The sequence below is a fragment of the Sorangium sp. So ce362 genome (assembly GCF_051519845.1).
Taxonomy (GTDB): Bacteria; Myxococcota_A; Polyangia; order Polyangiales; family Polyangiaceae; genus Sorangium.
Map to the genome: position 1 here is coordinate 6,531,927 of NZ_CP150332.1, position 21,522 is coordinate 6,553,448.

18 protein-coding genes and 1 pseudogene are annotated in these 21,522 nt (G+C 72.8%); 7 read left to right on the forward strand and 12 right to left on the reverse strand.

All coding sequences use genetic code 11. The annotated features are described in order from the left end of the window. Nucleotides 1–172: 172 nt before the first annotated feature. The 8 genes and pseudogenes from WMF17_RS24820 to WMF17_RS24855 form a co-directional block, all read right to left on the reverse strand. Nucleotides 173–610, reverse strand: a pseudogene (locus tag WMF17_RS24820) (hypothetical protein); the annotation flags it as partial. After that, a complete protein-coding gene (locus tag WMF17_RS24825) occupies nucleotides 607–753 on the reverse strand; it encodes a hypothetical protein (RefSeq protein WP_437643588.1) in 147 nt (48 codons plus the stop codon). The pseudogene WMF17_RS24820 and the gene WMF17_RS24825, both read right to left, overlap by 4 nt. Before the next feature lie 536 nt (nucleotides 754–1,289). Further along, nucleotides 1,290–2,000 carry a zf-TFIIB domain-containing protein gene (locus WMF17_RS24830; protein WP_437595607.1) on the reverse strand — a complete coding sequence of 237 codons (711 nt, stop codon included), beginning with the start codon at nucleotides 1,998–2,000 and terminating at the stop codon, nucleotides 1,290–1,292. A gap of 127 nt (nucleotides 2,001–2,127) precedes the next feature. Then, nucleotides 2,128–2,610 (reverse strand): hypothetical protein, encoded by a 483-nt coding sequence (locus tag WMF17_RS24835; protein ID WP_437595608.1) that lies wholly within the window; start codon nucleotides 2,608–2,610, stop codon nucleotides 2,128–2,130. Nucleotides 2,611–2,852: 242 nt separating this feature from the next. After that, nucleotides 2,853–4,064: an ABC transporter permease gene (locus WMF17_RS24840; RefSeq protein WP_437643590.1), complete on the reverse strand. Its 1,212-nt coding sequence runs from the start codon at nucleotides 4,062–4,064 to the stop codon at nucleotides 2,853–2,855. Beyond that, complete coding sequence (locus WMF17_RS24845) at nucleotides 4,058–4,789, reverse strand: ABC transporter ATP-binding protein (protein ID WP_437643592.1); 732 nt, start codon at nucleotides 4,787–4,789, stop codon at nucleotides 4,058–4,060. Before WMF17_RS24845 ends, WMF17_RS24840 begins: the two co-directional genes overlap by 7 nt. A 1-nt stretch (nucleotide 4,790) precedes the next feature. After that, on the reverse strand, nucleotides 4,791–6,035 hold the full coding sequence (locus WMF17_RS24850; protein WP_437643594.1) for an efflux RND transporter periplasmic adaptor subunit: 1,245 nt from the start codon (nucleotides 6,033–6,035) through the stop codon (nucleotides 4,791–4,793). Next, nucleotides 6,032–7,519, reverse strand: coding sequence for a TolC family protein (locus WMF17_RS24855; protein WP_437595612.1), 1,488 nt, complete (start codon nucleotides 7,517–7,519; stop codon nucleotides 6,032–6,034). The genes WMF17_RS24850 and WMF17_RS24855 overlap by 4 nt, the downstream gene beginning before the upstream one ends. Before the next feature lie 116 nt (nucleotides 7,520–7,635). On the opposite strand from WMF17_RS24855, the gene WMF17_RS24860 reads away from it, so the two are divergent. Both WMF17_RS24860 and WMF17_RS24865 read left to right on the forward strand, forming a co-directional pair. Next, nucleotides 7,636–8,361: a response regulator transcription factor gene (locus WMF17_RS24860; RefSeq protein WP_437643596.1), complete on the forward strand. Its 726-nt coding sequence runs from the start codon at nucleotides 7,636–7,638 to the stop codon at nucleotides 8,359–8,361. A 79-nt stretch (nucleotides 8,362–8,440) separates the two neighbouring features. Continuing rightward, nucleotides 8,441–9,793 (forward strand): sensor histidine kinase, encoded by a 1,353-nt coding sequence (locus WMF17_RS24865; RefSeq protein ID WP_437595614.1) that lies wholly within the window; start codon nucleotides 8,441–8,443, stop codon nucleotides 9,791–9,793. An 84-nt stretch (nucleotides 9,794–9,877) separates the two neighbouring features. Here WMF17_RS24865 and WMF17_RS24870 read toward each other — a convergent pair whose 3' ends face one another. Genes WMF17_RS24870 through WMF17_RS24880 form a run of 3 tightly spaced genes read right to left on the reverse strand, consistent with a single transcriptional unit; the run spans nucleotide 9,878 to nucleotide 10,871 of the window. After that, nucleotides 9,878–10,111 (reverse strand): hypothetical protein, encoded by a 234-nt coding sequence (locus WMF17_RS24870; protein ID WP_437643597.1) that lies wholly within the window; start codon nucleotides 10,109–10,111, stop codon nucleotides 9,878–9,880. Further along, nucleotides 10,108–10,488 carry an SRPBCC family protein gene (locus WMF17_RS24875; RefSeq protein WP_437595618.1) on the reverse strand — a complete coding sequence of 127 codons (381 nt, stop codon included), beginning with the start codon at nucleotides 10,486–10,488 and terminating at the stop codon, nucleotides 10,108–10,110. Before WMF17_RS24875 ends, WMF17_RS24870 begins: the two co-directional genes overlap by 4 nt. Before the next feature lie 56 nt (nucleotides 10,489–10,544). Further along, nucleotides 10,545–10,871 (reverse strand): ArsR/SmtB family transcription factor, encoded by a 327-nt coding sequence (locus WMF17_RS24880; protein WP_437643599.1) that lies wholly within the window; start codon nucleotides 10,869–10,871, stop codon nucleotides 10,545–10,547. 219 nt (nucleotides 10,872–11,090) lie between these two features. Here WMF17_RS24880 and WMF17_RS24885 point away from each other — a divergent pair, with 219 nt between their 5' ends. Next, a complete protein-coding gene (locus WMF17_RS24885; protein WP_437595621.1) occupies nucleotides 11,091–11,372 on the forward strand; it encodes a pyrimidine/purine nucleoside phosphorylase in 282 nt (93 codons plus the stop codon). 17 nt (nucleotides 11,373–11,389) lie between these two features. Here the strand turns inward: WMF17_RS24885 and WMF17_RS24890 are convergent, their stop codons facing one another. After that, nucleotides 11,390–15,253, reverse strand: a complete 3,864-nt coding sequence (locus tag WMF17_RS24890) for a serine/threonine-protein kinase (protein ID WP_437595622.1) — start codon at nucleotides 15,251–15,253, stop codon at nucleotides 11,390–11,392. A gap of 654 nt (nucleotides 15,254–15,907) precedes the next feature. On the opposite strand from WMF17_RS24890, the gene WMF17_RS24895 reads away from it, so the two are divergent. The 4 genes from WMF17_RS24895 (at nucleotide 15,908) to WMF17_RS24910 (ending at nucleotide 21,484) form a co-directional block, all read left to right on the forward strand. Next, complete coding sequence (locus tag WMF17_RS24895) at nucleotides 15,908–16,798, forward strand: serine/threonine-protein kinase (RefSeq protein ID WP_437604303.1); 891 nt, start codon at nucleotides 15,908–15,910, stop codon at nucleotides 16,796–16,798. A 739-nt stretch (nucleotides 16,799–17,537) separates the two neighbouring features. Next, nucleotides 17,538–18,689: a CgeB family protein gene (locus WMF17_RS24900; protein WP_437595623.1), complete on the forward strand. Its 1,152-nt coding sequence runs from the start codon at nucleotides 17,538–17,540 to the stop codon at nucleotides 18,687–18,689. 73 nt (nucleotides 18,690–18,762) lie between these two features. Beyond that, a complete protein-coding gene (rlmN, locus tag WMF17_RS24905) occupies nucleotides 18,763–19,926 on the forward strand; it encodes a 23S rRNA (adenine(2503)-C(2))-methyltransferase RlmN (RefSeq protein WP_437595625.1) in 1,164 nt (387 codons plus the stop codon). A gap of 157 nt (nucleotides 19,927–20,083) precedes the next feature. After that, nucleotides 20,084–21,484, forward strand: coding sequence for an acetyl-CoA carboxylase biotin carboxylase subunit (locus tag WMF17_RS24910; RefSeq protein WP_437595626.1), 1,401 nt, complete (start codon nucleotides 20,084–20,086; stop codon nucleotides 21,482–21,484). Nucleotides 21,485–21,522 lie beyond the last annotated feature (38 nt).

The window sequence follows — 21,522 nt, forward strand, 5'->3', positions numbered from 1 at the left end:
GACCCGCCGCCTCGCCGCGGCACGCCTGCGGAGGATGACCCCGCCGCCTCCCCGCGGCGCGCCTGCGGCTGACCTCCAGGCCGCGGCCGAGGCTGCGCAGGACGAGCAGGTCCTCGCCGAGGTCGACGTCGACAAGCGCGCGGGCGACCTCCGGGCGGACGCCGCTGAGGATCGGCCTGGAGCCGAGCAGCTGGATCGCGCGCGCCAGCTGCTCCAGGGCGGCGGCGCCGTCCGGATCGAGCGCGTCCGCGCCGGTGACGTCGAGGACCACGTGGGACGCCCGCTGCGCGACGCGGGCGTCCCGCGCGGATAGAGCGTCCAGTCCTCCACGACGGTGCCGCCCTCCGCGAGGACGCGGAGGTAGCCGTCGAGCCGCGCGCGGACGGCGGGTGACAGGTCCGAGAGATCGCGGGAGTACAGCTCGGCATGATCCAGCGCGCGCCAGAACTGGAGGGCCTTCGCGTTGGCCCAGGGGAAGCGGTACCGGTCGTGGTCGTAGACCCACGCCGGCAGGATGGACAGCTCGAGGGCCGACAGGCGCTGGTCGAAGGACGTCATGTCGTGGCGACACGTCATACGACGCCCTCGGCCGTCCTGCACGTAGCTTCACTCGTGCGGCTGGTTCACGTACGCGTCGCGCCCCGCCTCGCGGAACAGGTCGACGACGCGCCGGTACGCGGCGACGTAATCGGCGTCCGGACCATCTGCGCTGTGCATGTCGGTGTTGTCCATCTCGTGCTCGAAGGCGATCATGAGCTTTGCCGGGCGCGTTCTTGACGCGCTCCGCGGCCGCCCGGATGACGGCGTCCTGCGAGCCGTTCGCGATCTCGGTCCACGTGACGTTCTGGCCCGCCGAGTAGCGGCGCGTCTCCCACGACAGGTGGACGAGATATCCTTCCCTCATCTGCGCCGTCTCGAACCTGTCCGGGAACACGCCGTTATCGGTGGTGCCCCAGTCGTGGTAGCGGTACACGATGTCGAGCTTGCGGCCGGCCTTCTGCTCGAAGTCCTTGATCGCGAGGCCCCAGTCCCAGCCATGGTTCCTCGCCGAGTTGTACCCGCCCCACCAGGAGCCGTTCCTCGGTACGAGCTTGTCCGACACGATCGCGCGAGTCTCCGAGGGTTCCGCGCAGCGCTGCACGCGACACGCACGCTGGACTGTTAATTGGTGTTATGCCCCGGAGAAGAGTTGTAGCGCGGCACCGGCGGCGCTCCGGGCGTGTGCGGCCGTATCGTCCGTTGTCCGCTCTTCGCCGCCTGCTGCCCGTTGCGGGCGCCCTGGCGCCCGCTCAGCGGGTGATCTGCCATAGCAGCTCGAGCAGCTCTTCCACCGCGAGCCGCCGGGCTCGCCGGCCTTCCCAGGTCGAGGCGGTCACGACGGCGCTCGCCCGTTTCGCCGTGTCCCTGGCGATCTCCGCCTGCCGGCGCGAGCGCTCCTCGTCCTCGAGCTGCTGCTGCCGCGCCCTCGCGGTGCCGCCCGACGCGGCGAAGGCGAGGAGCAGCGGGAGCTCACCCCGGTCGAACCAGGTGCCGTGCTCCCTGCAAATGTCGACGATGATGCCGCTCTTGCCGGCGAAGTTCTTGCGGTTCATCGGCTGGCGGCACGCCGGGCAGCGGATGTAGCGCACGCGGACGTCGACCGGCTCCGGGCGCCGCGGCGGCCTCGGCGCGCTCGTGCCGTAGCTCTCCCGGCTCTCCAGGAGGTCTCGCAGGAGCGCGTGGTCGACGAGCTGGCCGCCGCATCGACGGCAGTCGCGCAGCAGGCCTGTCGCGGCGCGGAACGCCGAGAAGGGCTCGTCGCAATCGGAGCAGCGGAGCGCGTCCGGCTCCGCGATCGGCTCCAGGCCGAGCTCGTGCTCGCAGCCGTCGCAGCGCTCCGCGTCGGGCCGGTTCAGCTGGTAGCAGCCGCCGCAGCGCACGGTGGCGAGCGGGCCTGTGCACCCGGGAGAACAGCGCCCCTCTGCGTCGATCAGGAGGCCGCAGCGCGAGCACGTGCGCATCCCCCGATGCTAGGCGAAGGGCGCGCTCACGAGAAGCGGCGACGCGGGCGCCCTCGACCGGGAGCCCGAGTGGCCGTCGGGTCATCGGGGGTGCGCGGGATCAGCGCACCCTGGCGGGCTGCGCGGCTCAGCGCACCCTGGCGGGGCGCGCCGACGGTCGGGAGCTCCGGGATCGGCCGCCCGGCGGCGCGCTGGAGCGGCGCACCAGCTTCCCGAGCTCCTGGAGGAGATATCCCATCGCGTCGTCGTCGTCGTGAAACACGACGACGTTGTCGTTATTCTCCTCACGCAGGAGCCGGGTCACCTGCAAGGCGCCGACCGCCGTCCGCACCACGACGGCGACGGCGGCGAACTCCTGGCAGATCATGCTGCGGGTGCGCATCGTCGCGGCCTCGAACGCCGGATCGTTGTTCATGGCGGGCCGGCGGATATCCACGAGGTGGCCGAGGCTCGCGCGCTCGAGCGACTCGTAGACCTGCAGCGCCTCGGTGTGGACCCGGATGAACTCGTCGGGGGAGGCATACGGGACCTCGGAACGGGTGCTACGGACGACCGAGCGCTCCTGATCGAGCGTGACCGTCAGGTACTCGTTCTGCAGCAGGGCCGACATGCCCCGGACAGGATAGCGGGCCGACGGCGGGCGGGTACCTGAAAAGCGCTGGCGGGATCAGGGCCACGCTGCCTCTCGGCGCTACGGGGGCTGGCTGCCACACCGTGTCAAACGGAAGCGCCTCGAAATCCACCGCGACCATCACGTGAGCTCGGCGAGCTCATCTGTGGTTCACGGCGAGACAACCACCTTCAGGACCAACCCTCGTCTCCATGCGAGACAGTCCCGCCCGCAGCCCGGGCTCACTCGAACCGCAGCGCCTCCACCGGATCGAGCCGCGCCGCGCGCCGGGCCGGCCCCACGCCGAACGTGATCCCGATCAGGATCGACACCCCGAGCGCCAGACCGACGGCATACGGCGGCACGATGGTCGCCCATTCCCCGAACCGCGACAGCAGCACCGCCGCCGCATACCCGAGGCCCACGCCGGCCACGCCGCCCGCGAGCGACACAACGACGGCCTCGACGAGGAACTGCCGCAGGATGTCCCGCCGCCGCGCCCCGACCGCCATGCGCACGCCGATCTCGCGGGTGCGCTCCCGGACCGACACCAGCATGATGTTCATGATCCCGATGCCGCCCACGATCAGCGACACCGCCGCCACGCTGCCGAGCAGCGTCGTGAAGGTGCCCGTGATCTGCCCCATCGTCGCCAGCATCTCGGCCTGCGACCGCACCTCGAAATCGCTCGCCTGATCCGCGCGCAGCCGGTGGCGCAGCCGGAGGAGCTGATCGAGCTGCGCGATCACCACATCGGACCGATCCTCGCTCGCGAGCTGGAGCGAGATCGTCGACAGGTGGTCCTGCCCGAACAAGACCGACCGGTGCGTCGACATCGGCACGAACACCCCGTCGTCCGGCGAGCCCATCCCGGAGCCCTTCTCGGCGAGCACCCCGACCACCCGGAACGCGTTCCCGTTGATCTGGAGGCGCGTGCCGAGCGGCGAGCCGCTCGCGTTGCCCCCGTACAGCTGCCGCGCCACGTTCGCGCCGAGGACCACAACGCGCGCGCGCTGCTGCTCGTCGAGATCGGAGAACGCGACGCCGCTCGCCACCGCGAGCGAGCGGACCTCGAGGTACGCCGGCGTGATCCCGGTCACGGACGCGTTCAGGTTGCTCGCCATGTACCGGAGCTGCGCGCTGCCGCTCCGCTCCGGCGCGACCGCCGCCACGCCGTCGAGCCCCTTCAGCGCCTCGGCGTCGCCCTCCGTCAGCGTCTTGACCGTCCCGGAGCGCACCCCGCTCGCGGACGCCGACCCGGGGCGCACCATCAGCAGGTTCGCGCCGAGCGACCGGATCCGCCCCTCCACGCTGCTGCGCGCGCCCTCGCCGATGCCGAGCACCGCCACGACCGCGGCGGTCCCGATGATCATGCCGAGCATCGTCAGCAGCGTGCGCATGCGGTTCGACGCGAGCGACCGCCACGCGCTCTTCGCGGTCTCCTTGATCAGCATGCCGACTCCATCTCGCTCGCGTGGAACGCCGACACCACCGTGCCCGACGGGCCGTCGGCCACGATCCGGCCGTCCTTCATGTGGATGGCGCGCGCGAGCGACCGCGCCACGCCGAGATCGTGGGTCACCATGAGGAGCGTCGTCCCGTCCGCGTTCAGCGACATCAAGAGCTCCAGCACGTCCCGCCCCGTCCGGCTGTCGAGCGCGCCCGTCGGCTCGTCGCACAGGAGGATCGACGGCCGCGTCACGATCGCCCGGGCGATCGCGACGCGCTGCCGCTGCCCGCCCGAGAGCTCCGACGGCAGGTGCCGCGCGCGCGCGGCGAGCCCGACGCGCGCGAGCGCGCTCTCCGCGAGCGCCCAGCTGTCCTTGACCGCCCCGTAGAGGAGCGGCAGCTCGACGTTCTCCGCCGCCGTCATCCGCGGCAGCAGGTTGAAGCTCTGGAACACGAACCCGATGTGCCGGTTCCTGAGCGCCGCGAGCTCGTCGTCGTCGAGCTCCGCCACGTCGCGCCCCCCGAGCCGGTACGTGCCCTCCGTCGGCCGGTCGAGGCACCCGAGGATGTTCAGCAGGCTCGACTTCCCGCACCCGGACGGCCCGATGATCGCGACCGACTCGCCGCGGCGCACCTCGAAGCCGATTTGGTCGACCGCCCGCACCGCGAGGTCCTCGCGATCGGCGTGGTACACCTTGGAGAGACCGCTCACGAAGACCGGGACGTCCATCTCAGCGGCCTCCTCGCGAGCCCATGCCCATGCCCATCCCGCGCATCGGGTTCTGCCCGCCCCGCTGCCCCTGCCCTTGCTGCGGCCCCGGCGCGCCCGTGACGGGCGCGCTCGCGAGGACGTCGTCGCCCTCGCTCAGCCCCTCGATCACGACCATGTGCGTCCCGTCGGTCGCCCCGGTCTTGATCGGCCGCTCCTCGCCGCTCGTGAGCCGCACGAACCGCCGCTTGCCCGCCGACTGCACGGCCAGGAGCGGCACGAGCAGCACGTCCTTCTGCTCCGCCGTCACGATCTCCACGTCGGCGCTCATCCCCGACCGGAGCAGCGACGCCTTCTTGTCGTTGACGACGATCTCGACGTCGAAGGTCACGACGCTCGACACCTCCTTGCCGAGCGGGCTCACGCGATCGACGACGCCCTGGAACACCCGGTCCCCGTAGGCGTCGACGCGGATATCGACCCGCTGGCCGGGGGCCACGCGGCCGATCTGCGCCTCGTCGATGGCGCCGACGATGCGCAGGTCCGACAGGTCGGCGAGCGTCATCACGGCGCTCCCGCCGCTCACGTTGGTGAGCGCCGACGAGACGAGCGTGCCCTTCTCCACCGCCACGTCGAGCACCGTGCCGGCGATCGGCGCGTAGATCTGCATCTCCTTCACCCGCGTCTCGGCGTCCTGCACCGCGAGCTCGGCCTGCTTGAGCTGCGCCTGAGCCGCGGTCACCTGCGCGCGCCGCAGCGTCATGTTGGCGCCCGCGACCTTGGTCGAGTGCGCCGCCGAGCGGGCGGTGTCGGTCGAGCCCAGGCCGAGCTCGGCGCTCCTCTCGGCGATCTGCTGGCTCACCTCGTTGTTCTTGCGCTCGAGATCGGCGGCCGCGAGCGACGCCTGCGCCGCGCCGAGGTCGGCCTTCACGCGGTCGCGCGCCACGCGCGTCTCGGCGAGCTTGCGCTCCGCGTCCATCGGATCGAGGCGGACCAGGAGCTGCCCGGCCTCGACGTGGTCGCCCTCCTTCACGAGCAGCTCGATGACCTGGCCCGCGGCGCGCGACTTCACCTCGACCTGCATGTCGGGCTCGATCTTCCCGGACGCCGCGGCGGTCTCGGTCAGGCTCCCGCGGCGGATCTCGACCGTGGGGCCGGCGGGCGCCTTCGAGGGCGTCTGATACCAGGCGTAACCGCCGATCGCGAACGTCGCGATGACCGCCGCGGCCACGCCGGACATCAGGTAGCGTTTCTTGTTCCTGTTCATGACGACCTCCTGGGGAGCACCGAAGCGAAGCGATCGAGGAGCGCGCCCGTGGTGTGATCGAGCTGGAAGCGCGAGGTGAGCGCCGTGACCACGGCCCGCAGCTTGCGGAGCTCCGCCTCCCGCAGCGTCTGCTCCGCCTTCACCACGTCGGCCGACGTCGACGTCCCGAGCAGGAGCCGCTGCCGCTCCGCCTCGGCCAGCTCGCCGGCCAGCCGGGCCGTCTCCGTGGCGAGCGCGACCTGATCGGCGGCGGCCTCGAGGGTCACCCGCAGCGAGGTGATCTCGGCCGCGATCGCCTCGGCGCGCGCCTGGTACCGCGCCTCCGCGATCGCGAGCTGCGTGCGCGCGCGCGCCGCGTCGGCGGGCGCCCGGCCCCCGCCGAACGGCAGCTCGAGGTCGAGCCCGCCCAGCACGCTGAACGCCGGCCGCCCGCCCGGGAGCGAGAGCCCCGGCAGGCGGTCATCGACCCACAGCGTGCCCACGGAGGCGGTCGTGAACACGTCGAGCTTTACCTGGTCGGCGTCCTCCGCGGAGCTCACCCGCGCGCGCTGCGCCTCGAGGTCGGCGCGCAGGGCGGCGAGCTCCTGGGACCGCTCGCGCGCGGCGCGGGTCAACGCGTCGGTCGCGGGGAGGGCCCCGAGGGAGGGCGGCGCGCCGGCCGGCGAGAGCGACGCGGCCCTCCCCGGGTCCATGCCGAGCGCGCGGCCGAGCGCGATGGCCCGCGCCGAGCGCGTCGCGCGGGCCTGCGACAGCGCGTCCGCGATCGACCCGGCCGAGGTCGAGAACTGGAGGACGTCCACCCGCGTGCCGGTGCCGAGCGTCTCGGCGCGGGTCTTCGCGTCGTTCAGCTGCCGCTGCGCGGCGGCGAGCGCCTGCTCCTGCACGCCGATCGCGTGCTCCGCGTACCAGAGCTCCCAGTACGCATCGAGCACGTCGAGCGCTGTCTGGCTGGCCGCGAGGTCGCGCTCCCGCTCCGCGGCGATCGCCGACGCCTCCGCCTGCACGATCGGCGCGAGGACCGCGTCGGTCCCGGCGCCCCGGAGGAGCGGCTGCCGCGCGGAGACGTACGCCTCCGCGGTGTACGCCGGGCTCCGGGCCCCCGAGCCCCACGCCGTGTCCGCCGACGCGCCCGCCTCGAGGCCCGTCCCGATGTCGGTCGTGTACCGGAGGGCCACGTTCGACGCGACGGTGGTGCTGCCCGAGCGCGTGACCCCGGCGTCCCCGTTGCGTAAGGCCTCGGTGTACTGTCCGGTCACGGAGGCGGAGAGCGTGGGCTTGCGGGCGCCTTGCTCGGCGGCGACGGCCTGCCGCGCGGCGGTGGCCTCGAGCAGGGCCGCGCGCAGCGACGGGTTCTGCGAGGCCGCGCGGCCGACCGCCTGCTCGGCGGTGAGCGTCTCGGCGCGCGCCGCGCTGCTCAGCGAGCACGTGGCGATCACGGCGAGGGACGCCAGCCACGGCAAGGGAACGGAGCGAGTGAGCGTCATGGAGCCCAGGCTAGGGTGCAGTGTCTCAAGAGGTGTCCGGTTCGTGTAAAGATTCGTCAAGAGCCTTTTGACCAGGCCTTACACGGCGCCGCGGCGGCCGCGCTACAGTCCCCGACATGGCGGATCCGCCTCATATCCTGGTCATCGATGACGACGCCGAGCTCTGCGAGCTCCTGGCCGAGCTCCTCGGTCAGGAGGGCTACGCGGTGGAGAGCGCGCGCGACGCGATCTCCGGCCTCGCGCGCGCGCAGGAGGGGCCGTTCACCCTCGTGGTGCTCGACGTGATGCTGCCCGGACTCAACGGGTTCGAGGTGCTCACGCGGCTCCGTCGGAGCTCGCGGGTCCCTGTCCTGATGCTCACCGCGCGGGGCGAGGACGTCGACCGCATCGTCGGCCTGGAGATGGGCGCCGACGACTACCTGCCGAAGCCGTTCAACCCGCGCGAGCTCGTCGCCCGCGTGCGCGCGCTCCACCGGCGCGCATCCCACGCGGGCCACGCGGTCGCGCCGGGGCCGGGCGCTGCGGAGGCGCAGAGCGTCCTCACGGTCGACGATCTCGAGGTGTTCCCTGCCGCGCGGCGCGTCCGGGTTCGCGGCGAGGAGGTCCGGCTCACGACGGCCGAGTACGACCTGATCGAGGTCCTGGTCCGGCAGGCGGGGGCGGTGGTCTCGCGCGAGGACCTCGCGCGGCGCGTCCTCGGCCGCCGCCTCGCGGCATACGACCGCGGCATCGACATGCATGTCTCGAACCTCCGCCGCAAGCTCGGTCCCGGTCCGAGCGGCGGCGAGCGCATCAAGACGGTCCGCAACGCGGGCTACATCCTGGCCCGGGAGGGCGCGTGAGGCGCCTGCCTCGGAGGGCGTTCGTGAGGCGCGTTGGCCACGGAGGGCGCGTGAGGCGCCTTGGCCACGGAGGCCGCTCGTGAAGAGCCTGTTCCTGCGACTCCTTGTCTCGCTGTGGATCGCGATGGCGCTCCTCGTCGGCCTGTTCGCGGGGATCCACGGCTGGGCGTTCTCCGCCGAGTCGAGCTCGCTGCGCCGCCGCCTGAGCACGCGCAGCGTCGAGCTCCGCGCGGAGAGCGCGCTCTCCTGCGCGCGGGACGGGCTCTCCGGCTGCGAGCAGCGCCTCGCGCCGATCGAGCCGCGGGATCTGCGCGTCGCGGTCTACCGGTCTGGCGCGCTCGTGAGCGGCGAGCCCATCGAGGGAGCGCGAGGCGTCGAGGAGCAGGCGAGGCGCTCGGCCGACGGCATCGCGGTCGAGGTGAGCGAGCGGGAGCTCGTCGCGGTCGTCCTGCGCCGCGACCCTTCCTTTGCCGCGGTCGCGACGGGTCCGGTCCGGTCGCCGTGGATGTTCTTCATCGTGCCGGAGACCTTGCCGCTCCGGCTCCTCGCGATCGTGGTCGTGACCGGGCTCGTCGCGGTGCTCCTCGCGCGCTACCTGTCACGTCCGATCCACATCCTGCGCGGCGCCACGCAGCAGATGGCCGCGGGCGATCTCTCGGTCCGCGTCGCGCAGCAGCTCGCGGGCGCCGACGGCGAGACGCTGGCGCTCGGGCGCGACATGGACCGCATGGCCGAGCGCATCGAGGAGCTCCTGGAGACGCAGCGCCGGCTGCTCCGTGACGTCTCGCACGAGCTCAGGTCGCCGCTCGCGCGGCTCAACATCGCGCTGGAGCTCGTCCGCCGCCGCTCCCCGCCGGACGTGGAGCCGGCGTTCGATCGGATCGAGCGGGAAACGGAGCGGCTCAACGGGATGATCGGCGAGCTGCTCACGCTGAGCCGGCTGGAGTCGGGCCGGGGCATGGAGCGCACCGAGCGGGTGGATCTGACCGCGCTGGTGGAGCAGCTTGTCGACGACGCCGCGTTCGAGGCGGAGCAGCAGGGGTGCTCGGTCGAGCTCGGGGCGCGCGACGCGTGCTCCCTGGACGGGAGCGAGGAGCTGCTCCGGCGCGCCATCGAGAACGTCGTGCGCAACGCGGTGCGCTTCACCGGGGCGGGCACCACGGTCCGCATCGACCTATCGTGCGCCCGCGGCCTCGCCGAGCTGCGCGTCCGCGATCGCGGACCGGGCGTCCCCGAGGAGGCGCTCGAGGACCTCTTCAAGCCGTTCTACCGGGTCGACGATCACCGGGCGCGCGGCGCGGGCGGCACCGGGATCGGGCTGGCGATCACCCAGCGGGCGGTGCTGCTGCACGGCGGCGAGGTCGAGGCGAGGAACGCCGAGGGCGGCGGGCTCGAGGTCGCGCTGCGGTTGCCGGTCGGCGCGGGGGGCTGAGCGGGCTTATCCCTGCTCGTCGCCGCGCGCCGCGATGGCGCATTCATCCGCCAGGAAGCCTCCCACGGCCATGTCGACACCAGGTCAATGGGACCTCCTCTGAAGACGAGCCCGAAGCGGATCGGGCACACCTACGTGACCGCCTTCGGCGAGAGCGCCCTGCTCGCCGAGCGTGACGGAGTGCAGCGGGTAGCCGAGGCGCACGAAGCCGTCGTCGCTCGCTCGCACGTGGAGGACGTGGGCCACGCCGGCGGAGAGCATGGACGACGCGACCAGGCCGGTGGTCACCCAGCAGGCCACGAGCCTCGATCGGCTCATGGGATCCTCGCGAGCAGGTCGACGAGCTTCCCACCCATCATCTTCCAGCCGTAGCGCGCGCCACCAAAGTTCTGCTTCTGGCCCGGTTTGAAGCCCGACTGCAAGAGGGACAGGCGGGTGCCCGACGCCGCGGGCGTGAGCGTGAAGGTCACGACGGTGTCCATGTCGCCGACGACCCATGCATAGCTGAGCTTCCTATGCGCCTCGATCTCGAGGACCCGGCAGTTCACGGTGCCGTCCCACCCGGGGTACGGCTGCGTCTTGAACGTGAACGCGGCCCCCGGCTCGAGCTTGAGCTCGACGACGGGCAGGAGCCACTCGGTGAGCAGCACGGGGTCGGTGAGCGCGCGCCACACCTTCTCCGGCGAATGATGCAAATCGAATTCGAATGAAATGGACTCGGTTTGCGATGGAGCGGTCTTGTCGATGGGGTTCATCCGTCCATTTTCTCCAGCAGTTCTTCAAGGCGATCGATGTGGTCCGTCCAGAAGGCGCGGTAGTGCGCGATCCAGTCGATGAGCGGCTTCATCCCGCGCGGCTCCACCCGGTAGTAGACACAGCGCCCTTCGCGCCGGCCGTTCACCAGGCCGGCGTCTTTCAACGTGGCGAGGTGCTGCGAGACCGCCGGCTGCGAGATGTCGAAGCGCGCCGTGAGGTCCTTCACCGCCGCTTCGCCACGCGTGAGCGACGCGAAGATCGCCCGGCGACTGAGGTCCGCCAGCGCATGGAAGATCTTGTCTTCGGCCACGGCCGCGCTCATGCACGATTCATAAGCCTACGCTTATCTATTGTCAAGCACGCGGATCGGGCCACTCTCCTCTCTCCGCCGCCTCCCGAGGACGAGCCCGATATCTACGAGCCCGCGCCGTCATGAGCCCTCCCGAACAGCAGCTTGGAGCGCCGGAGCGGTCGTGATGCTCGGGCGCCCTCGGGCTCAGCGTCCTGGCCTCTCCGGGTGGGACGCGGTAGGGAGGGCGCCATGCTCAAGCACAACAGCTACTTCAACGGCAATGTCCAGAGCGTCGCCTTCGAGCGCCACGGGCGCCGGCAGACGATGGGCGTCATCGACACCGGCGAGTTTCACTTCTCGACCGAGGCGCCGGAGCGCATGACCGTCGTCGCGGGCGAGCTCGCCGTCCGCCTCGACGGCTCGCAGGAGTGGCGCGTGTACCCGGCGGGGACGTCGTTCGAGGTGGCCGGCAAGAGCGGCTTCGACGTCAAGGCCTCGCAGCCCGCCGGGTACTTCTGCGAGTTCCTCTGAGCGCAGGCGACCGCCGACTACGCCCCCAGCCACCTCCGCTCCAGCTCCAGCGTCGCCGCGTTGTCCGGCACATTGCCGAGGAACTTCGCGCGCCACACCGGATCGCCGATCTTCCTCGCCCGCTCGATCAGGCGCTCGCGCGCCGAGGCGACCGCCATCATCGCCTCCCGCCGGTGGCCGCACGCCGAGAGCGCCTCGGCGTGCGCGAGGCGCACAAGCGACTCGCCCATCTCGGCGCCCACCGACTCGAGCAGGCAGAACGCCTCGGTCGTCGCCGCCAGCGCGTCCACCGCCTGCTCCGCGTCGAGCAGCGCTCGCCCGAGGACCGCATACGCGAACGCGCGCAGCGGAGGCGCGCCGTACAGGATCGCCACCGCCGCGCGCGCCTCGCGCTCCGCCCCTCCGAGATCGCCCGACTGGAGCAGGACCCTCGCGAGGCAGGTCCGCGCGGCGCCCTCCCGGCGCGCGTCGCCGAGGCCCTGGGACGTCGCGATCGCCTCCTCCGCCGTCCGCTGCGCCTCCTCGACGAGGCCGAGCCGCGCGAGCACAGGGCCCAGGCCAAGGAGCGCCCCGAGCCGCGCGTCCGACAGCCCCATCCGCTCCGCGTCCGCGAGCGACGCGCGCAGCGCCGCCTCGGCGCCCTCGAAATCGCCGAGCTCCGCGTAGCACGAGCCCAGGTTGTTCCTCGCCCAGCAGGCGTTGCGCCGATCGCCGGCGTGCTCGAACGCCGCGAGCGCCGCCTCGAAGCCCGCGAGGCAAGCGCCGGGATCTCCGCCCGCCATCGCCCGGTACGCGCGCGCCTCGTGGAGACGCGCCAGCACCTCGACCTCCTGCTCGGTCTCCTCGGCGTCCTGCTCGATCGCGTCGAGCACCTCGTCCGCGAGCAGGTACCGCCCGCCGAAGACGAGGCGCCCGGCGCCCGCGCACAGGCACACGCTGCGCGCAGGGCGCCCCGACCTCCGCGCCTCCGTGCTCTGCGCGACCCGCAGCAGGCGCTCGACCTGGTCGTGATTCCCGCGCTTCGAGGCCGCGAGGATCATCTGCGTGAGCGCCGAGAACCACGGCGCCGATCCGGGCGAGAGCCGCTCCAGCGCCTCCATCCCCCGCCGCTCCGCCAGCGCGAACTCGCCGCGCCAGAGGTGCGCCTCGGCCTGGCAGAGCCGCAGCGCCCCCGCCGTCGCCTTCGAGGCGCCGCGCGCGATGCCGCGCTCCACCCGCTCGATCGCCGCGCCGAGATCGCTCCCGAGCAGCGCCTGCTCCGCCGCGCGCAGGGTCGCCGTCGCCGCCCGCGCCGGCTCGCCGCCCCGCTCGAAGTGCTCGGCCAGCGCCATCGGGTCCGCCGCCCCCGCCCGCTCCAGCCACTCGCCGGCGAGCCGGTGGCCGAGGCGGCGATCGTGATCGGTCAGCATCCCGTACGCCGCCTCGCGCACGAGCGCGTGCCGGAACCGGTACTCGACCGCCTCCGGCGCGCCCTCGACCGAGCGCCGGACGATGAGCTCCCGCCCCTCCAGCTCGGCGAGCAGCGGGTCGACCTCCGCCCGGCCCACCAGCGCGGCGACCCCGCTCCGCGAGAACGTCTCGCCGAAGACCGCCCCGGCGCGCAGCACCCGCCGCGCCGCGCCGTCGAGCGCGTCGAGCTCCGCCTGCACCATCGCCAGCACCGTCTCCGGCAGGTCCGCGCCCTTGCCCGCCGCCGCGGCGCGGATCTGCTCTTCCAGGTAGAACGCGTTGCCATCCGCGCGCTCCACCAGCGTCGCCACGAGCGTCTGGCTCTCGCCCTCGCCGAGCGCCTGCCGCACGAGCCGCTCGCTCGACCGGCGCGAGATCCCCGCGAGGCGGAGCTTGTGCCCGCGCCGCTCGTCCCACAGCTTCGGGAAGAGCTCGTGCACCTCGGGGCGGCCGAGCGCCATCACCATGAACGGCCGGTCCTTCAGGTTCCGGAGCGCGGCGTCGACCATCGAGAGCGTGGGCAGGTCGCCCCAGTGCAGGTCCTCGAGCACGAGCAGGACCGGGTGCACCGCGCACTCGGCGCGCAGGAAATCCTCCCAGGCGAGGCGCAGCTGGTCGCCCATGAGCATCGGGTTCCGCCGCGCCGCCCGGAGCTGGACGTCGTCGTCCGGGAACGGCGCGCCGACGAGCTCGCCGAGGAACGGCGCGACCCGCGCGGCGTCGAGCGCCGCGTGCCGCTCGACCCGCGCCCGCACCTTGCGCCGCCGCTCCTCGATGGAATCGCCCTCCGAGAGGCCGATCACCCGCCGGAGCGCGTGCGCGAGCAGGCCGAAGGTCGTGCCGGCGCTCATCGGGTCCACCTGCCCGAGCCACACCTCGACCGGCTCGCCGTCCCCCCGGATCGCGCGGACGAGCTCGTGGCGGAGCCGCGATTTGCCGATGCCCGCCGGCCCGGTCACGAGCACGACGCTCGGGGTCGACTCCTCGACGCACCGGGCGAGCTCGTCCCGGATGAGCGACAGCTCGCGCTCACGCCCGACGCACGACGTCGCCTTGCCGAGCAGGTGGGGCACCTCGTCCGGCTCCTCGCGCGCGCCGTGGAGCCACGGGCCGGACTCGCCGGAGGTGATCTCGAACCGCGCCCCGAGCAGCCCCGCCGTCACCTCGTCGATGCGGATCGCCGCCGCGCGGGACGGGGCGCGGCTCCCGGGGAGCAGCTGGACCACGCGGTCGATGAGATCGCCGATCGGCATGCGGGAGGCGATCTCGGCCCGGCCCGTGACGACCGCGACCGGCGCGCCGCCGAGCAGCGCCTGGACGGCGAGCGCGCAGCGCGCCGCCCGCGCCGCGAGGTCGGTCGTCGCGCCGGCGCCGGAGAGCACGACGAGCGGCAGCCGCGCCTCGACGAGCTCGAGCTGGCCCCTGTAGCGCGCCGCCGTGGCGGAGAGCGCCTGCGCGCGCGCCTGCTCGTCGACCTCGGGGAGCGCCGGCTCGGAGGCGGCGGGGGCGAGGCCGTCGCGCGCGAGCACGAGGCACATCACCTTGCGCTCGCCGGTCGTGAGCTCCGGCGGGCGGATGGAGCTCGACGGCGGGCGGACCGAGAGCGTCGCGGGATCCATGAGCGAGGCGAGCTCGGCCGCGACCGCATTGCCGTCGCTCGGCCGACCATCGGGCGACTTCGACAGCATCCGCGTGACCAGGTCGTCGAGCGCCTCGGACACGTCGTCGCGGAGCCACCGGAGCGACGGCGGCTCCTCGATGAGCACCTTGACGAGCACGGCGAGCCCGCGCGCGCCGCGGAACGGGGCGCGCCCCGAGACGCACTTGTAGAGCACGCAGCCGAGCGCGAAGACGTCGGCGCGCGCGTCGACCTGCGCCTCGCCGCGGGCCTGCTCCGGCGCCATGTAGCCGGGGGTGCCGAGGATGGCGCCAGGCATGGTGAGCTGCTGGTCGAGGCCGGACATCCGGACCACGCCGAAGTCGATGAGCGTGATGCGGTCGATCGCGCCGCCGACGAGGAGCAGGTTGCTCGGCTTGAGGTCGCGGTGGACGACGCCGAGCCGGTGCACGGACCCGAGGGTGGTCGCGATGCGCCGGGTGAGCTTGAGGCTCTCGTCCAGGGTGAACGCTTGCCGGGCGAGGCGCTGGGAGAGGGTCTCGCCGGTGAGCCACTCCATGGCGAGGTACGGGTGGCCGAGGTCGGTGAGGCCGTGCGCGATGTACCGCACCACGCCCGGCACCCGCAGCGTGGCGAGCGCCTGCGCCTCGCGCGCGAGGCGGCTCGAGTCCTGGGAGGCGGCGTTCTGGAGGACCTTGAGGGCGACGGTCTCGCCGGTGCTGAGGTCGCGCGCGCGAAAGACGTGGCCCATGCCGCCGGCGCCAGCGAGCTCCGCGATCTCGAACCGGCCGTCGATGACGTTTCCCGCTCGCATTGCCCCTACCGCCGCTCCCGCGGATCGTCCGTCCTGTGTGGGAGCTACGCGAAGTTTACGAGAATGACCAGCGGTTCGGGGGTGCTGGCGTGTCACCGGAGCCGGGCGCCCCGAGGCTCCGCCTCCCCCATGCAATTCCCACCGATTGCCGCGCTTCGGTCGGCATCGTCACCAGAGAGCGCGGCCAGGGGCAACTCTACAGCGTCGAGGCGCCCGGCGCGCCCCCGCCCGCGCGTCCGGCCGCGAGGACACGCCGGTATTCCTCCGCCGCCCTCCGGGCGCGCCGAGCGGCCTTTCCAGCGGCTCACGAGGCCGGCAATGCGGGGACATCGGAGCGACCGCGGCGCCCCTCGCCGGTCGTCCCCGTCGCGGCGACGCCCCGCGCCGCCGCGGCGCGCCTGGCGGGTGGCGCTCACCTCACCTCGCCCGCCTCGCCCGCGCCACGGGACTTTTTCGTCCAGGCGACCTCGAGCGCAACGGCCGGGCGATGCGAAGTGGCAGGTGTAGGCGTGGCCTCCTTTTCACGTCGCCCAGCGCGCGATGCTTCCTCTGTCGCGCCCGCGTGATAAATGAGCTTGTCTGGGGACTGGGGGGAGGCGACCAGAATGCGCTCGACCCCTTTTTGTCAAGCGAAGGAGGCCGCTCTTGTCAATCGTGCCCGGAACCGTACTGGTCCAGCGCTACCGCGTGGTGCGCCATCTCCGCCGCGAAGGCCTCGGTGAAGTGTTCAGCGCCGAGGACGCGAGCGCTGGCCGCCACGTCGGGGTGAAGGTGCTCGGCGAGCCTCCGATGCGCCTCGACCCGGGGGGCGTGCTCAGCACGCCGGAGCGCATGCCCCTGGAAGAGGCCCAGGCGCGCTTTCAGCGCGAGGCGGCGGCGTGTCAGCGGCTGCGGGGCCCGCACACGCTGCCGTCGATCGATGGAGGCAAGGACCCGGAGCACGGACCGCTCCTCGTGTTCGAGCTGCGCGAGGGGGAGCTGCTCAGCGACCGCCTCGCCCGGCTGGGGCCGATCCCGTTCGGCGCCCTGCACCCGCTGTTCGAGCAGCTCTGGCTGGCGATCGCCGAGCTGCACGAGATTGGCATCATCCACCGCGACATCAGCTCCACGAACGTGCTCCTCGATCGGGGTCCGCACGGCGAGCGGCTGACGCTGCTGGATCTCGGCTCGTGCAAGCTCCCGCCCGCGCAGTCCGACGAGGCGGTGAGCCCGCCGAGCCGGTGTCTCGGCGATTTCAGGTTCGCGTCGCCGGAGCAGCTCGTGAAGGGGAAGACGGTGGATCACCGGGCCGACCTCTATGCGGCCATGACGGTGGTCTTTCAGGCGCTCACCGGCGAGCTCCCCTACGCCGCGCGCAATCTGATGATGCTCGCCGACATGAAGACGAGGACGCCGCCGCGCCGCATCGGCAACCTCATGCCTCCGCCGGTCGACAAGCATGTCGAGGTGTTCGTGAACCGGGGTCTGGCCCACAGCCCGGACCGCCGCTTCGCGAACATCGCCGAGGTGATCGACGGCTGGCGGACGCTGCGCCCCGCCACCTGAACGTCGCGACGGCATTCGCGCGGCGCCCCACCGCTCCAGGCTGGACACCCCCATCAGCGCTCGCTCCGCGGCGCGCCCTCCCGTGAGCCGGAAGGCGGCCAGGGGGCGTCGTGCGCTCCTGCCTTCCTGCTCCCCTGCCGATTTCTCCGCGAGACCAGCGCTCGCCTGCGCGGCTGAGACCGTCGATCCAGCGGCGCGTCTGACGCTCCGCTCGACCGGCAGCCACGACTGACCCCTTACGGCAACGCTCCCATTTTTCTCATCATCGCTTCGGATCGGCCCTGTGCCGCACAGGCCGGTTGCCTTGCTGCGCGACGGCGCGCGCCGACGGGTGCTTTGCGCGATCGAGCCGCTTTATCCCGTAGCAACTTACGATCGTGCGCCGTTCCTTGTCTCGAAATCAGTCCGGGCCTTATCGCCTAGGGTCTTGACGGGAATACGCATCTTGGGACGAGAAACCGCATCTCACAGGATTGCAGAGCGTGAGCACGCATGTTAATCCGGGGTCCACACGCTCGTCGTCGCGCCCTCTTGCGCGGCGCCAGAGCAACCGGATCGACGTGCTGCTCTCTCTGCCGGGTTACCAGGCCAGGACTGGCCTGGGCTGCCTGGCGTGGCCTGGTCGCGCGACGCGAGGCCCGTTCCGGCCTCTCGGGCGCCGCCGCGGTGTGTCTCGGGACCGGGCCATTCGGGGCCGGCACGTCTTCTGGGATCTCTCAACCTTTGCCGCCACCACGTTATGACGACACCTACCTACCGCTATGTCTTCCTGGGTCTCTCCATCACGTCTTCGTGGGGCAATGGCCACGCCACGACGTACAGAGCGCTCCTCCGGGCGCTCGCCTCGCGCGGCCACCACGTGCTCTTTCTGGAGCGGAGCCTCTCCATCTACGATCAGCACCGCGACCTGCCCCACCCGCCTTACGGCACGACCGAGCAGTACTCGAGCATTACCGAGCTCCGCGATCGATTCTCACGCGCGATGCGCGAAGCCGATCTCGTGGTCGTCGGCTCCTTCGTTCCGGAGGGGGCGACCGTCGGAGCGTGGCTCACGGAGGAGGCCCGCGGCAAGGCCGCGTTTTACGATCTCGACACGCCCGTGACGCTGGGCCGGCTCGCTCACGGGGATCACGCGTACCTCACGCCGGCGCTGATCCCGCGGTACGACCTCTACCTGTCGGCGACGGGGGGACCGACGCTGGAACGGCTGGAGCGCAGCCACGGCGCGGTGCGCGCGCGGGCGCTCTATTGCGCGGCCGACACCGACGTGTACTACCCGCAGCCGACGCCGATGCGCTGGGATCTCGGCTACCTCGGCACGTACAGCGATGACCGGCAGGCAGCGGTCGAGCGACTCCTGCTCGAGCCGGCGCGGCGCATGCGCCGCGGGCGCTTCGCGGTGGCGGGCGCGCAGTACCCGTCGTCGCTCGCGTGGCCCGAGAACCTCACCCGGACGGAGCACCTCCCGCCGGACGAGCACCGCATCTTCTACAACGCCCAGCGCTTCACGTTGAACCTGACCCGCCGGGCGATGGCCGAGTCCGGGTGGTCGCCCAGCGCGCGCCTGTTCGAGGCGGCCGCGTGCGGGACCCCGGTCCTGAGCGACACCTGGCCGGGGATCGAGACGTTCTTCCAGCCCGGCGAGGAGATCCTCCTCGTCCGCTCGCCGGAGGACGTGCTCCGGAAGCTGAGGGAGATGAAGGAGGACAAGCGCCTCACCGTGGGCCAGCGGGCGCGGCAGCGCGTCTTCGCCGAGCACACGGCGATGCACCGGGCCGAGGCGTTCGAGCGCTACACCCGCGAGGTGCTCGAGGCCACGAGCCGGACGCGGGCGCGCCGCGAGCGCGACGGGCAGCTCACGGCGGCGCACATCGAGAGCCAGAGCGGCTGACACCTCGGTCGGGCGCGGGCGCCCGCGCTCGTGCTCCCTTGCCGCTCGGGGCGGCGCGCATTACGCCACGGAGGTGCGCTCCACCCCGCTTCACCCTGTCGCCCGCCTGCCTGAAGACTGGTCGGCCTCGCTGGCTGCCCGCGGAGAGCGGTCGTTCGCGGCGAAGCAGGTATTCCACTGGATCCATCGCCGCGGCATCCTGGATCCGGCGGCGATGACGAACCTCCCGGCGCGGCTGCGCGAGCACCTCGCCGCGGAGGGGCTCGGCGAGGTGCTGACGCCCGAGCGGGTCCACCGCTCCGAGGACGGCACGCGCAAGCTGCTCCTGCGCCTCCACGACGGCGCGACCATCGAGACGGTCCTCCTCCCGTCGGTGTCGGGCCCCGGCTCGCAGGCGCAGCTCGACGCCGACGCGGCGGCGGCCGACGACGAGGACGACGACGCGGACGCGGAGGCCGGCGCGACGCCGCGCGTCCGCGTCACCCAGTGCATCTCGACGCAGGTCGGCTGCGCGATGGGGTGCGGGTTCTGCGCGAGCGGCGTGGCGGGGCTCAAGCGCCACCTCGGGGCCGAGGAGATCGCGGGCCAGGTGCTCCTCGGACGGGCGATGCTCGAGGAGGGCGAGGCCCTCCGCAACGTCGTTTACATGGGCATGGGCGAGCCGCTCCACAACTACGAGGCCACCGCGCGCTCGCTGCGCCTGCTCACGCACCCGGAGGGGATCAACCTCTCGACGCGGCGGGTCACGGTGTCCACGTCGGGCCTCGTCCCGGAGATCGCGCGGCTCGGCGCGGATTTCGGCGGGCAGATCGCGCTGGCGATCTCGCTGCACGCCGCGGACGACGAGACGCGCTCGGCGCTGATGCCCATCAACCGCAAGTACCCGCTCGACGCGCTGCTCGCGGCGCTGCGCGCCTACCCGCTGCCCCGGCGCCGGCGCATCACCGTCGAGTACACGCTCGTCGCCGGGCAGAACGACGATCCGGCCGAGGCGCGCCGGCTGGCGAGGCTCCTGCGCGGGCTGCCGGTGAAGATCAACCTCATCCCGATGAACCCGATCGAGGCCTCCTCGCTGGGTCCGCCGGGCCAGGAGCGCGTGGCGGCGTTCCAGGAGGTGCTCACCCAGGCGGGATACTCGTGCTTCGTGCGCCGGCGGCGGGGCGACGACGTCTCGGCGGCGTGCGGCCAGCTCGTGCTGCTCGGCGCCAAGCCGAAGGTGCGGCGCGCGCTGGGCTGATCGCGCGGGCGCTCGGCCCGGCCCGTGCGTCCGGCCAGCGAGCCGGGGCGGCCGTGGGTCAGGCACGGCCGTCCGCGCCCGTCCGACAGCGCAAGAAGGGCCGCGGCCTGCCGCGAGCGCCTTGACGCCCCCCCGCGCGGGAGCGTAGCTGTCGGCCGTGTTGAAGAAGATCCTTGTCGCCAACCGTGGAGAGATCGCCTGCCGCGTCCTCCGGACCTGCAAACGGCTCGGGATCGCGACGGTCGCCGTGTACTCCGACGCGGACGCGGGCGCGCCGCACGTCGCGATGGCCGACGAGGCGGTGCGCATCGGGCCGCCGCCGGTCCGGGACAGCTACCTGGTCGTCCATGCGATCGTCGAGGCGGCGCGCGCGACGGGCGCCGACGGCATCCACCCCGGGTACGGGCTGCTCAGCGAGAACGAGGCGTTCGCCGAGGCGGTCCTCGCCGCCGGCATCACGTTCATCGGCCCGCCGCCCGCGGTGCTCCGCGCCTTCGGCGACAAGATCCTCGCGCGCGATCACGCGCGCGGCGCCAACGTCTTCCCGCCGCCCGGCACGGGCGGCCCGATCGACCTCATCGACGCCGAGGCCGCCCAGCGCGCCGCCCAGAGCATCGGCTTCCCGCTGCTCGTCAAGGCCGCGGGCGGCGGCGGCGGCATCGGCATGCAGGTCGTCACCGAGCCGGGCAAGCTCTCCCGCGCCATCACCACGTGCTCGGATCGCAGCCGCTCCGCGTTCGGGGACGCGCGCGTGTACATGGAGCGGTACATCGAGCGCCCGCGGCACATCGAGGTGCAGGTGCTCTGCGACGGACAGGGCGGCGCGGTCGCGCTCGGCGAGCGCGAGTGCAGCGCGCAGCGCCGGCACCAGAAGATCATCGAGGAGACCCCGTCGCCCGCCGCGTTCTTCGAGGGAGACGTGGGCGAGACCCGCCGGAAGAGGCTCCTCGACAGCGCCCTCCGGGTCGTGACCAGCGCCGGCTACGTCGGCGCCGGCACCGTCGAGTTCGTCGCGGCCGAGAGCGGCGAGCTCTTCTTCCTCGAGGTCAACGCGCGGCTCCAGGTCGAGCACTGCGTCACCGAGATGTGCACCGGGCTCGACCTCGTCGAGCACCAGATCCGCATCGCGTCGGGCGAGCCGCTCGCGCCGGAGGTCCTGGGCCACACGATCCGCGGCCACGCGATCGAGGCGCGTCTCTGCGCGGAGGATCCGGCGAAGAAGTTCGCCCCCCAGCCCGGCCGCATCACCGCGCTCCGCTGGCCGGCCGCGGGCGACGACCTGCGGATCGAGACAGGCGTCGCCGAGGGGCTCGAGGTGACGCCGTTCTACGATCCGCTGCTCGCCAAGATCATCGCCCACGGGCCGACGCGCGACGACGCGATCGCCCGCCTCGACCGGGCGCTCGCCGAGACGGCGATCGAGCTCACCGGCCCGACGGGGCCCGCCGCGACAAACCTCGCATTCCTCCGCCGGATCCTGGCGGACGGCGACTTTCGCAGCGGGCAGTACGACACGCACTTCGCCGAGGCGCTCGCCGCCGGCAAGAAGGCCGGATAGCGCCGGCCCGGGCGGACCAGGGCAGCGCGTCGCGCTCG

Coding starts and splice junctions, on each gene's coding strand:
- WMF17_RS24835 (WP_437595608.1), bottom strand. CDS start 2,610: ATGTCGGCCCTGCTGCAGAACGAGTACCTGACGGTCACGCTCGATCAG.
- WMF17_RS24825 (WP_437643588.1), bottom strand. CDS start 753: ATGATCGCCTTCGAGCACGAGATGGACAACACCGACATGCACAGCGCA.
- WMF17_RS24885 (WP_437595621.1), top strand. CDS start 11,091: ATGCTCAAGCACAACAGCTACTTCAACGGCAATGTCCAGAGCGTCGCC.
- WMF17_RS24890 (WP_437595622.1), bottom strand. CDS start 15,253: ATGCGAGCGGGAAACGTCATCGACGGCCGGTTCGAGATCGCGGAGCTC.
- WMF17_RS24900 (WP_437595623.1), top strand. CDS start 17,538: ATGACGACACCTACCTACCGCTATGTCTTCCTGGGTCTCTCCATCACG.
- WMF17_RS24855 (WP_437595612.1), bottom strand. CDS start 7,519: ATGACGCTCACTCGCTCCGTTCCCTTGCCGTGGCTGGCGTCCCTCGCC.
- WMF17_RS24860 (WP_437643596.1), top strand. CDS start 7,636: ATGGCGGATCCGCCTCATATCCTGGTCATCGATGACGACGCCGAGCTC.
- WMF17_RS24850 (WP_437643594.1), bottom strand. CDS start 6,035: ATGAACAGGAACAAGAAACGCTACCTGATGTCCGGCGTGGCCGCGGCG.
- WMF17_RS24880 (WP_437643599.1), bottom strand. CDS start 10,871: ATGAGCGCGGCCGTGGCCGAAGACAAGATCTTCCATGCGCTGGCGGAC.
- WMF17_RS24840 (WP_437643590.1), bottom strand. CDS start 4,064: ATGCTGATCAAGGAGACCGCGAAGAGCGCGTGGCGGTCGCTCGCGTCG.
- WMF17_RS24845 (WP_437643592.1), bottom strand. CDS start 4,789: ATGGACGTCCCGGTCTTCGTGAGCGGTCTCTCCAAGGTGTACCACGCC.
- WMF17_RS24830 (WP_437595607.1), bottom strand. CDS start 2,000: ATGCGCACGTGCTCGCGCTGCGGCCTCCTGATCGACGCAGAGGGGCGC.
- WMF17_RS24870 (WP_437643597.1), bottom strand. CDS start 10,111: ATGAGCCGATCGAGGCTCGTGGCCTGCTGGGTGACCACCGGCCTGGTC.